Source organism: Geothrix fermentans DSM 14018, assembly GCF_000428885.1.
In the GTDB taxonomy this organism is placed as follows: domain Bacteria; phylum Acidobacteriota; class Holophagae; order Holophagales; family Holophagaceae; genus Geothrix; species Geothrix fermentans.
Genome location: NZ_AUAU01000008.1, coordinates 159450 through 170427, shown reverse-complemented (window position 1 = coordinate 170427; position 10978 = coordinate 159450). Strand labels below are relative to the sequence as shown.

Here is a 10978-nt window from a genome sequence, read left to right as displayed (position 1 = left end):
AGGGGAAAAGCTGAGACAGGATTAACAGGATGAAAAGCAGGATTAACAGGACCTGCTTATCGGCCAAGCTCAGCCCCATGTTCGCAAGATGAAAGGCTGGAGCCGGAGATGACGGAGAAACGGCCTCGGGTCCACAGATTTCACAGATTTACACAGATTGAAAACGGGGCTGCGGCTGATTCGGGGGTGCAGCTTCGCAAGCGTGGGCTCCATGGGGTGCGCGGCCCTGGCGCCCCCCATGACCTCCGGCAACGCCGGAGGCCGCCTTCGGCGGGCCCACGCATGGTGGGTCGAGCCCCCTCCGCGCTCTCCGGGCGCCCGAAGCGCGGTCTCTGCGCCCTCTGCGTTCCGCTTTTCTGGCTGAGGCTCGCCGATAATCAGGTAACAGGATTCAAGCGTTATCCCATTGATCTAAAATCCTGTTAATCACCCTGAATCCTGTTAACCCTGTCCTGCTTCTCACTTCCCCAGGAACCGCTCCAGGGTCTTCTCCAGCTGCTCCCCCCGCAGCTGGGCGCCGCCGGCCAGGATCTTCCCGTCGGGTCCGATGAGCAGGGCCTTGGGGATGCCCATCACGCCGTAGGCGTCGGCCAGGGGGCTCTTGAAGCCGCCCTCGATGAAGGCGTGCTTCCAGGGCATGGGCGTGGCGGCCTGCTTCCGGAAGGGCGCGATGTGTTCGATGCGGCGGTCGAAGGAGAGGGAGAGGAACTCGACGGGCTTGGTGTGGAACCGCGCCCAGGCGGCGTGGAGGGCAGGCAGCTCCGCCCGGCAGTCCGGGCACCAGGTGGCCCAGAAGTCGATGAACACGTACCTGCCCTTGAAGGTGTCCAGCGTGTAGGTGGCCTTGGGGTCGTCGAGGGCCTTCAGGCTGAAGGCCGGGGCGGGGCGGCCCGGGCCGGTCTTGGCTTCGGCGTCGAGGAAGCTCTGGGCGCGTTCCGCCAGAGGACCTGGGAACTGGGTCTGGATCGCGGCGAAGGCGGCCTTCCAGCCGGCCTCGTCCCCGGCCTCCAGCCGCCCCAGGAAGTGATCGAAGAGCACGATGCGGCGCAGGTTGGCGTCGGGGTGCTTGGCGCGGGCCTCGGCCACGTAGGCGCCCCAGCCCTGGGGGTCGGCCGTGGCGCGGGCCGAGAGCAGACCGGGATCCAGGCTCCAGGCGGCGGCGGTGGGAGGCACCTCCCGGCGCACCTGGTCGAGGAAGGTGGGCGTCGGCTGGGCCTTGGCCAGCTGCAGGTGGAAGAGCTTGCTCACCATCAGGGCCTGGCGCAGTTCGGGTGCCACTTCAAGGGCCAGGCGCGCGTCGAGGTCCGCGAGTTCCTTGGCGCAGTCGCCCCTGAAGTCCTTGCTGTTGCCGCCGGCCCTCATGAAGGCGGCGCGGGCCTCCGCCACGGCCCTGGCCTTCGCCTTGGCGGCATCGAGCACCGCCTGGGCGGGGGCCGCGGGAGCCGGCGCCTGGAGCGCGGGCAGGGCCGTCATCAGGCAGATCAGGGGCAGGGGCATGCGTCCTCCGGCGGGCGGTCAGGCTCACCGGACAGGATACCTCTATTCATGAGGCTACGGCTTGGCCGGCTCGACGGCGGGTGCCGGGGCTGGAGCTGGGGCCGGCGGCGCGGTCCGTTCCCGGAGGACCCGCGTGAGGGCCTGGCCCACGAAGCCGTCCTTGTAGCCGATGTGGAGCTCGGCCAGTTTCCCCTGGCGATCCACCACGAAGAGCACGGGCACGGAGTAGACCATGTCCATGAAGTTCGAGGGGCCCTCCTTGCCGAGGCCCGGCGTGTAGATGGGCATCTTGCTGGCGTCGAAGAACTGCCGGTTCTTGATGCGGAACTTGTTGATGGCCCGCCAGCCGCCTTCCAAGCCGCCGCCATCCTGCTGGTTCTCGTCAAAGTTCACGGACAGGATCTCGAACCCGTACTGGTCCCGCTTGGCGTAGAGGCTGGCGAACTCCATGAGCATCTTGGCGGAGGGATCGCAGTGGGTGCTCCAGAGGCCCACCAGCACCACCTTCCCCTTGAGGCTGGCGAGGGAGACACCCTTGTTCTTCTCGTCATAGGCCGCGAAAGCGGAGACATCCTTGCGCTGGGCGGGCGGGAAGTACTGGTTCCCCCACTGGGAGTAGCGGACCGCCGAGGCGTCGGCTCCGTTCCGGCCGTACTGGCTGCTGTATTCCAGGTCTGTCTTCTCCTGCATGATCCGCGGGCAGGTGGGGTCAGTCGGGCTGTTGGCGTTGTTGAACACGCCCTGGGCCCCCAGGGCGAGGCCGGGCAGGAGACAGAGAAGGCTCGGGACAAGGCGGGTCATGGCGTTCCTCTCGGCGGGGATTGCCCACCACCCTACCGGAGGCTCCGCACCAGGTCGAGGCCCGCTTCGGTCCGGCTCAGGTACCAGGTGAGGGCCTGGCCGTCCACGAGCCGCACCTCGGCCTCCGGAAACCGCTTCTGCAGCTCGGCCTGGTGGCGGCGGTTGAAGCGGTAGGGCTCTGTGGGAAGGAGGATCACCTCGGGGGCGAGGGCCTCCAGGTCCGGGTCGGTGAGCACGGGATAGCGGTCCGGGCCGATGGGCGTGAGACCGCCCTGGCGCAGCAGGTCACCCGGGTAGGTGTCGGGCCCGGCGCTCATCCAGGGATCCTTCCAGATGAGGGCGATGGCGCGGGGGCCCTTGCGCCGCCTTCCCTTCAGGGCGGCCTCCAGGGCCGCCGCCCGGGCCTCCGCGGCGGCCTCGGCGCCCAGGGCCTTCCCCAGCTGCCGCAGGGCCAGGACGCAGTCCTTCACGGTGCGGATCTCCAGGGCCAGCCAGGGGATCCCCAGGCTCGTCAATGCCTCGGCCACCTCCCTGGGATTCTCGTCCCGCTCGAGGATCACCAGGTCCGGCGCCAGGTCCCTGATGCGGTCCAGATCCGGGTTCTTGGTGCCGCCCACGGCGGGCACGGTGTTGCGGATCCACCTGGGCTCGATGCAGTAGCGCGTCCGCCCCACGAGCCGCGCCGCCAGCCCCCACTGCACCAGCAGCTCCGTCACCGAGGGCACGAGGCTGACGATGCGCTGCGGTCCCTGCCCAGGAACCGGCATGCCGGTTCCCGCGTCCTGAAGACTGAGGACTGAAGACTGAGGACTGGCGGCTGGCCGCGCCAGCCGGACCCCCAGGTGCGGATCCTTCATCTGTCCCAGCCCCGTGGGGCAGAGGTCCAGCAGGGGGCAGGTGGCGCAGGCGGGACGGCGGGCGTCGCAGGTGCGGCGGCCGTGGAAGATGAGCTGGTGGTGCAGCTCGATCCAGTCCTCCCGGGGGAAGAGGCGGCAGAGGTCCGCCTCCACTTTTTCCGGCGTGGTGGCCTTGGAGAGGCCCAGGCGGCGCGCCACGCGGAAGATGTGCGTGTCCACGGCCAGGGCGGGCACGCCGAAGGCGTTGGCCAGCACCACGTTGGCGGTTTTCTGGCCCACGCCGGGCAGGGCGGACAGCTCGGCGGGGTCGGAGGGCACCTTGCCGCCGTGCCGCGAGATAAGCGCCTGTCCGAGCCCGATGAGGTTCCTGGCCTTGTTCCGGAAGAAGCCCGTGGACTTGATGAGGCCCTCGAGTTCCTCCGTCCGGGCCTCCGCCAGGCTGGCGGCGTCGGGGTAGCGGGCGAAGAGGGCCGGCGTGGTGAGGTTCACCCGGGCGTCCGTGCACTGGGCGCTGAGGATGGTGGCCACCACCAGCTGGAAGGGATCCCGGTGGTCGAGGGCGCAGCGGGCGTCGGGGTAGGCGGTGCGGAGCCGGGCCTGGAGCTCGCGGGGCTGGGGCTTGGGCGGAGGCATGGGACCAGGATAGCGTTCCTCCGGAGGGGCCCCGGACGGATAAACTGGAAGCGAGGTGCCGCATGCCCACCACGCTCACGGGGAAGCTCGACTGCCAGGAGACCGCCCGCCACTACCTGGACCTGGTGAAGGGGAACATCAAGAAGCTGGGCTTCTCCCCCGGACTGGGCGTCATCCTCGGCAGCCACGATCCCGGCAGCGTCACCTACCAGCGCTGGCTCATGAAGGACTGCGAGGACCTGGGCATCAACGCCGCCGATCTGCGCGTCGAGAACGGCATGCAGATCGTGAAGCTCATCGCCCGGCTCAACCAGGACGAGAAGACCCACGGCGTGTTCATCTTCTATCCCCTGCGCTATCCCGAGATCAAGGACGACGAGGTGATGGACCTGGTGGACCCCAGCAAGGACATCGAGGGCCTGCACTCCATCAACATCGGCTACCTGAACAAGTACCGGAAGCGCATGGATGACGGCACCCAGCACCGCTGCATGACGCCCTGCACAGCGCGGGCCATCGTGAAGACGCTCAAGCGCGGCTTCGGCGACCAGTGGCTGGCGGGCAAGACGGTGCTCGTCATCAACGACAGCCTGCGCATCGGCCGGCCCCTCACGGCCATGGTGGCCAACCTCAAGGGCACCCCCATCCTCTGCCACGCCGCCACCAACCAGACCCATCTGGAAGGGTTCGTCCGCATGGCCGACGTCATCGTGTGCGCCGTGCCGGCGCCGAACTACCGCATCAACACGGACTGGATCAAGGACGGCGCCCTCTGCTTCGACCTCAGCGGTGACGGCAACTTCGACTACGAGGCCCTGGAGCGCCGCGGCATCCCCTACACCGACACCACCAAGAACAGCGTGGGCAAGGTGACGCGCGCCATGGCCCTGCTGAACCTGACCTACGCGGCGGGGGCGGAGTAGGTTCGTTATCAGCTATCAGCTATCAGCTATCAGCTGTCAGCTGTCAGCTGTCAGTTTCAGCCATCGGCTGGAGGCGTCAGCGGCGGCGCCACTCCTCGGCCAGCATCCCGTACACGGCGTGGTCCACGTAGCGGCCGGCCAGGCGCTCGGCCTGGCGCAGGGTGCCCTCGTGGCGGAAGCCCAGGCGCTCGGGGATGGCGCGGCTGCGGCGGTTGCGGACGCCGGCCCGGATCTCCGCGCGGTGGAGATTCAGGGTGTGGAAGCCGTGGCGGGCCAGGGCCGACACGGCGGCGGTCATCAGTCCATGGCCCTCGGCCTCGCGGGCCAGCCAGTAGCCGATGCCCCCGCAGCGGTTGGCCTGGTCGATCCACACGAAGCCGACCACGCCCACCAGGCTGCCCCGCCACCAGAGGCCGAAGGGCAGGGCCATGCCGGCGCGCGCCCGGGCCCGCACCCGCAGGATGTAGGCGCGGGAATCCTGCACGCTGAGGTTGGCGTCGGTCCAAGGGAGCCAGCGGCGCAGGCGGTCGCGGTTGGCGTCCACCAGGGCGAACAGGGGCCGGGCGTCCCGCAGGCAGAGGGGACGCAGCTCCAGGCTCCGTCCGGCCTTGACCACCTCCTCCATCGCCGCCCCCTACTTGCCCACGGGGTCGGAGGCCGCTGCGGCGCGGCCGGCCCGCCACAGGACCAGCAGCTCGTCCAGCAGGGCGCCGAATTGCTCCAGGCGCATGGCGTTCGGGCCATCGCTGAAGGCCTTCTCGGGGCAGTCGTGCACCTCGAAGAAGAAGCCGTCCACGGCCGTGGCCGCGGCCCGGGCCAGGGTGGGGATCATCTCCCGTGCGCCGCCGGTGGCATTCCCCAGGGCGCCGGGCTTCTGCACGCTGTGGGTGGCGTCGAAGACCACAGGGCAGCCGGTCTTGCGCAGGTGGGGGAAGCTCTGGAAGTCCACCACCAGGTTGCCGTAGCCGAAGGTGGAGCCGCGCTCGGTCACCCACACGGGGCCGTGGCCAGCCACGGAGCGGAGCTTCTCCACGCCGTGCTTGAGGTCCCAGGGGGCGAGGAACTGGCCCTTCTTGAGGTTCACCGCGCGGCCCGTGGCGGCGGCGGCCAGCAGCAGGTCCGTCTGGCGGCAGAGGAAGGCCGGGATCTGGAGCACGTCCACGGCCTGGGCCACGGGGGCGCACTGGCTGCTCTCGTGGACGTCCGTGAGCACGGGGACGCCGTAGCGGCTGCGAACCTCGGCCAGGATGTCCAGGCCCTCGTCCATGCCGGGTCCCCGGTGGCTGCTGCCGCTGGTGCGGTTGGCCTTGTCGAAGCTGGATTTGTAGATGAAGGGGATGCCCCGGGCCTCCGCCAGGTCCCGCAGGCTGGAGGCCATCAGGTGGGCGTGCTCCCGGCTTTCGATGACGCAGGGCCCCGCGATCAGGAAGAAGCTCTGGCCAGTGAAGGGTCGGGCGAAGTCCATGTGCACCTCTGCCTGCATTTTACCTCCTCTGGGGCCATTGACGGGTTGTCATCCGTATTGATGGATGATCTTGCACAGTGTTCAATGGTTCCAACCCCATCCTCTTGCGGAGTCCGGCATGGCGAAGACGCTGATGGACGACGATCTCAACCGCCGCCTCGTGGCCCTGCTCCAGCAGGAGGGGCGCATGAGCCACGCGGAGCTGGCGGAGCGGCTCGGCGTGAGCCGGCCCACCATCATCGACCGGGTGAAGCGCCTGGAGGCGGATGGCATCCTGGCCGGCTACGCGGCCCGCGTGGCCCCGGCCGCCGTGAACAAGCCCAACGTCGCCTTCGTGGCCGTGCGCTACAAGGACAACAACGAGGCCATCGAGCAGCGCTTCATCAAGGCCCTGGAGGATGAGCCGGACATCCTGGAGGCCCACACGGTGGCCGGTGAGGACGCGCTCATGCTCAAGGTGGTGGCGGACACGCCCGCGGGCATCGCCGAGCGCCTGCGCCGCATCCGGGCCCTGGGGCCCATGGTGACCACGCGCACCACCATCGTCCTGGAGACCCACTGGGAGAAGGCCGGCCCCAGCCCCTTCCCCGCCGACGGGCCGGGGAAGAAGGCCAAGAAGTGATCGCGGCCACCCCCGAGCCGCCCTATGTCGCCGTGATCTTCAGCAGCCAGCGGACCGAGGGCGACCAGGGGTACGCGGCCATGGCCGGGCGCATGGTGGAACTGGCCCGCGCCCAGCCTGGTTTCCTCGGTGTGGAGAGCGCGCGGGACGCCGAGGGCTTCGGCATCACCGTGTCCTACTGGAAGGACGAGGCCTCCGTCGCCGCCTGGAAGGCCCACGCCGAGCATGCCGTGGCGCAGCGCCTGGGGCGGGATCGGTGGTACGGGGCCTTCCGGCTGAGGGTCTGCCGCGTGGAGCGCGAATCCGGGATGGGCGCCTCCTGATGCTCGCCTGGCTCGCCTACCTCACCGTGGCCGTGGTCTGGGGTTCCACCTACTTCGCCATCGCCCTGGGCCTGGAATCCTTCACGCCCTACGGCATGGTGGCGGCGCGGTTCTCCGTGGCCGCCGTCCTGGCCCTGGGGCTGGGCCGGCTGCGCCGGGAACCCCTGCCCCCCATGAAAGAGGTGGGCCACCTCATGGTGGTGGGGGCCCTGCTGCTGGGCGGCTCCAACGCCCTCATCTCCTGGGCCGAGCTGCACGTCTCCTCGGGCCTGGCGGCGGTGTTCGCGGCCCTGGTGCCCCTCTGGCTGGCGGTCTTCTCCATGGCGAAGGAGCCCCTGGGCGCCAAGGGCTGGGCGGGCCTGGGCCTCGGCCTGGCCGGCGTCTGCGTCCTGGTGTGGCCCACGGGCGGCGTGCGCGTCCATGCGGGCGGGCTGGCGGCCCTGGTGGTGGCGCCCCTCATCTGGTCCTGGGGCACGCTCCACGGCAAGCACTTCGTCCACGGCGGAGGCCTCATGACCAACGTGGGCATCCAGATGGGGACGGCTGCGGTCATCGGGCTGGTCGTGGCGCCGCTCACCGGCGGCTTCCTGCGCGGCCCCCTCACGCCGCGGGCCCTGGGCGCCGTGACCTACCTGGCCCTCTTCGGCTCCATGCTGGCCTTCTCCGCCTACATCTACCTGGCCAAGGCCTGGCCCCCGGCCAAGATGGGCACCTACGCCTATCTGAATCCGGTGGTGGCGGTGCTGCTGGGCAGCCTGATCCTGCGCGAGCCGTTCGGACCGCGGGAGATCCTCGGCATGACCGTCATCCTGGCGGCGGTGGCGCTGGTGCAGCTGCGGCCCCGCCCGGCTGCGGGGTCGGCGCCTGGGGAGGGTTGAGGGCCCGGAGCCTCATGCGGCGGATTGTCCCTTCAGCAGCCGCCAGGCCACGGAGGCCAGAGCCAGCACGGCCAGTCCCGCCACCCAGGGCATCCAGGGACGGGCCTGCTCATCGGCGCCGATGCGGCGGGGAAGGCCCTGGGGATCGGGCTCGGCGGGGCCCAGGGCCAGGGGGGTGGCCGAGGCCAGGGTCCGCAGGGATGGCAGGGCGCCCAGGCTGCCGGGCGCGGGCTTGGCCTGGCCGCCCAGGTGCAGGGCGAAGGCCTGACCCGCCTCCACGGGAACGATCAGGGTCTGCCGCCGGACGAGGACCCGCACGCTCTGCGGCGTGGCGCCCTCGGGCAGGCTCAAGGTGAGGGTCTTGGCCAGGACGGGCGCCAGGGCCAGGCGCGAGGCCCGGGTCCCCAGGGCCGGCAGGTTCCACACCAGGTCGCCGCAGGTCCAGAAACGGTCCGCCTCGGTGCCTTCGCCGATCTGGATCTCCGGGCGCAGCGGCGCGGCCGGCGGGGCCAGCACCAGGTCCAGGCCCACGATGCGCTCCGAGTCCGGCAGGGTCAGGCGCCAGGTGCGCGGCCGGCCCGGCTCCGACGCCAGGACTCCCTCCAGGGCCAGCTCCGCCTCCAGGGCCTCGGGGCGGGTCTCGGCGCGCGCGGAGAGTCCGCGGATCCGCGGAGCCTCGCCCTGGGAGGCCAGCAGGGTGATCCGGTAGCGCTGGCCGTCCCAGGGCAGGTCCAGCGTGTGGCGGCTCCCGGCCGGGGAGAGGTCGTAGAGGTGCAGGGGCGCGGTGGGATCGAAGGCCACGAAGGCGCCGCCCTCCCGCTGCCGCTCGGCCTTCACCTGGGCCACCCAGGGGGCGCGGCCGTCGAGGTCCAGGTCGAGGCGCAGCGTCTCCCGCTCGCCCACCTGCCAGCCCTCCGGGATCCGGAGGGAGAACTCGGCGGTGGGGCGGCCCTCGGCATCCCGGCCCGTGAGCAGGTGGTCCAGGGGCAGGGTGCGGGCCTCCCACAGGCCCTCGCGGGCCTCCAGGAAGGGCACGCTGCGCCCGGCGGCGTCGCCGATCCAGGCGTCTTTCAGCTGGCGCTGGGCCTCGGCGTCCAGGGGCAGGCGGGCCCAGCCGCTGGCGGCGGCGGGGGGGATGGGCCGGCGCCGGAGGGCGGCGGTGTCCTCCCGGGCGCAGGCGAGGCCCAGCAGGAGGAGGAGCCAGGGGAGGGTCCGGAAGGCGGGTCTCATGCGTTCCCCTCGGGGTGGTGCCGCTGGGCGAGGATGGCCGCGGCCATGCCGATGGCGCCCACGCCCAGGAAGGCCAGGGCGCGCAGAGGCGTGTCGGCGTGGTCCAGGTCCGCGGCGATGAGCTTGATGCTGGCGATGCCCATCCACCCGTAGCCCGCCGCCAACAGGGCCGTGCGGGCCCCTTCGCGCTGGCCCAGGCCCCGCATCCACTGCCAGGCCCCCGTCAGGGCCCACACCAGCGTCATGGCGATGGAGGCGGCCCGGGAGGGCCCCCAGCCCAGGGGACGGGGCGTCTGGAACCACTGCACCGCGCGGGCCGCCTCCAGGGCCAGGGTCACGTTGGCCGTCACCTCCAGGGCCAGGAAGGCGATCAGGCCGAGGGCGCCGCCCCGGCGGGTGAGCATCCACCAGGCGGCCGCGGCGAGGGCCCCCTCCGCGAAGGCGGTGTTCAGGAAGGGGGCCGGCGCGCCGCCGTGGGCGAAGAAGCCGTCCAGGCCGTGGAAGGCCCAGCGCAGGGTGGTGAGGAGGGCGAGGCCCGCCGCCAGCCAGCGCAGGGCCGTGGCTTCCTCCGCGAAGTCGCCTTCCTCGGCCCTCAGGGAGGCCCAGGCCAGCCCCAGGGCGAAGGCGCCCCAGAGGGGGCCCACCCAGCGCCAGGCCAGGGCCACGGGCACGGCCAGGGCCAGGTGGCCCACCGCCAGCGCCAGCAGGCCCCAGTCCGCCCGGCGGCTCCCCAGACGGGTCCGCAGGGGCTTCACCAGGGCCAGGTTCAGGGCGGCGACGGCGAGCACCGGGCCCGCGAAGACCTCGGGGGCGAGGCCCAGGGCCTTCCACAGCAGCCACCCGTACGAGGTGGCCAGGATGGAGGCGATGAGCCAGAGCACCGTGGGGGTGCCGGGCAGTTCCTCCCGGCCCGGCAGCCAGGCCCACAGGCCCGCCAGGAGCAGGTGCAGGGTCAGCAGAGCCGCCAGCATGGGTGCGTCGGGCTTGAGCACGTCGGCGCAGGCCGGGAGCAGCAGGATCCAGACGCCCAGGAGGGCCGTCCACCGGGCTCCGTGCCAGGCGCCGCCCGCGCCCGAGAGGTAGGGCACGGCCAGGGCCGCGGCCATGAGCACGGCCAGGTAGAGGGCCAGGGCCACCTCGTGGTGGCCGCCCTGGCTGAAGACCAGGGGCGCCGCCAGGCCCGAGACCAGGACCACGGTCAGGGCGCCGCCGCTGCGGCCCCGGGCCGCCAGGCCACCGGCCACCAGGGTGACCAGGGCGGCGGCCGCCAGGCCCAGGGCGGCGGGGTAGAAGTGGTAGGCCATGGCGCCGGCCCGGAAGGTGAACTGGAGGGTGCCCAGCCCCGCCAGGAGCAGGGCCACGCCCAGGCGCCGGTTCCCGTACAGGATCATCTTCGCGGCCAGGGCGGCGATGGCGCCGCCGGCCAGCAGGCCGAGGAGGAAGCGCAGCTCGGCGCCCAGCCAGCCCTGCTGGATGGCCCAGCGGAAGAAGAAGATGGCGCCCACGAGGAAGATGGAGGCGCCTCCGCCGGCGATCCAGACCACGGGGGAGATCGCCTTCCGGGGCGCGGCGGCGGGTCTCGGCCGAGCCATCGCAGGGACCGGGGCGGACGTGGCGGCGGGTATGGCGGCGGGTGGGGGCGTCGCCGCCTGCTGCCGCTGGAGGAGCCAGGCCACCTGCGCCTCCAGGCGGGCCACCCGGTCGGCGAGATCCGGGGAACCGGAGGGATCCTGCGGAAGGTCGGACATG

Annotated in this window: 11 protein-coding genes; 4 read left to right on the top strand and 7 right to left on the bottom strand. The window is 71.6% G+C overall.

All coding sequences use genetic code 11. From position 1 onward, the window contains the following. Positions 1-459 precede the first annotated feature (459 nt). Genes G398_RS19220 through nth form a run of 3 tightly spaced genes read right to left on the bottom strand, consistent with a single transcriptional unit; the run spans position 460 to position 3788 of the window. Positions 460-1497, bottom strand: a complete 1038-nt coding sequence (locus G398_RS19220; protein ID WP_026852574.1) for a TlpA family protein disulfide reductase — start codon at positions 1495-1497, stop codon at positions 460-462. A gap of 54 nt (positions 1498-1551) precedes the next feature. Further along, positions 1552-2298: a TlpA family protein disulfide reductase gene (locus G398_RS0103555; protein ID WP_026852573.1), complete on the bottom strand. Its 747-nt coding sequence runs from the start codon at positions 2296-2298 to the stop codon at positions 1552-1554. 32 nt (positions 2299-2330) lie between these two features. Beyond that, the gene (gene nth / locus G398_RS20980; RefSeq protein WP_169720607.1) at positions 2331-3788 is read right to left on the bottom strand and encodes an endonuclease III; all 1458 of its coding nucleotides are present in this window, start codon (positions 3786-3788) and stop codon (positions 2331-2333) included. Positions 3789-3850: 62 nt separating this feature from the next. On the opposite strand from nth, the gene G398_RS0103545 reads away from it, so the two are divergent. Next, complete coding sequence (locus G398_RS0103545; RefSeq protein ID WP_026852572.1) at positions 3851-4711, top strand: bifunctional 5,10-methylenetetrahydrofolate dehydrogenase/5,10-methenyltetrahydrofolate cyclohydrolase; 861 nt, start codon at positions 3851-3853, stop codon at positions 4709-4711. 76 nt (positions 4712-4787) lie between these two features. Here G398_RS0103545 and G398_RS0103540 read toward each other — a convergent pair whose 3' ends face one another. Both G398_RS0103540 and kdsA read right to left on the bottom strand, forming a co-directional pair. Next, positions 4788-5336 (bottom strand): GNAT family N-acetyltransferase, encoded by a 549-nt coding sequence (locus G398_RS0103540; protein ID WP_043483348.1) that lies wholly within the window; start codon positions 5334-5336, stop codon positions 4788-4790. 9 nt (positions 5337-5345) lie between these two features. Beyond that, a complete protein-coding gene (gene kdsA, locus G398_RS15960; protein ID WP_043483460.1) occupies positions 5346-6176 on the bottom strand; it encodes a 3-deoxy-8-phosphooctulonate synthase in 831 nt (276 codons plus the stop codon). A 118-nt stretch (positions 6177-6294) separates the two neighbouring features. Here kdsA and G398_RS15955 point away from each other — a divergent pair, with 118 nt between their 5' ends. From G398_RS15955 to G398_RS0103520, 3 genes are read left to right on the top strand one after another with little or no spacing between them, the layout of a single operon-like run. Next, positions 6295-6798: an Lrp/AsnC family transcriptional regulator gene (locus tag G398_RS15955; RefSeq protein ID WP_052571317.1), complete on the top strand. Its 504-nt coding sequence runs from the start codon at positions 6295-6297 to the stop codon at positions 6796-6798. Then, positions 6795-7121 (top strand): antibiotic biosynthesis monooxygenase family protein, encoded by a 327-nt coding sequence (locus tag G398_RS0103525; protein WP_026852570.1) that lies wholly within the window; start codon positions 6795-6797, stop codon positions 7119-7121. The genes G398_RS15955 and G398_RS0103525 overlap by 4 nt, the downstream gene beginning before the upstream one ends. Beyond that, entirely contained in the window at positions 7121-7999 is an 879-nt protein-coding gene (locus G398_RS0103520; RefSeq protein WP_026852569.1) for an EamA family transporter, read from the top strand. Before G398_RS0103525 ends, G398_RS0103520 begins: the two co-directional genes overlap by 1 nt. A gap of 12 nt (positions 8000-8011) precedes the next feature. Here the strand turns inward: G398_RS0103520 and G398_RS0103515 are convergent, their stop codons facing one another. Together G398_RS0103515 and G398_RS0103510 are read right to left on the bottom strand one after the other, a co-directional pair. Beyond that, positions 8012-9229: a hypothetical protein gene (locus tag G398_RS0103515; protein ID WP_026852568.1), complete on the bottom strand. Its 1218-nt coding sequence runs from the start codon at positions 9227-9229 to the stop codon at positions 8012-8014. Next, positions 9226-10977, bottom strand: a complete 1752-nt coding sequence (locus G398_RS0103510; protein ID WP_026852567.1) for a DUF2339 domain-containing protein — start codon at positions 10975-10977, stop codon at positions 9226-9228. Before G398_RS0103510 ends, G398_RS0103515 begins: the two co-directional genes overlap by 4 nt. Position 10978: the final 1 nt, after the last annotated feature.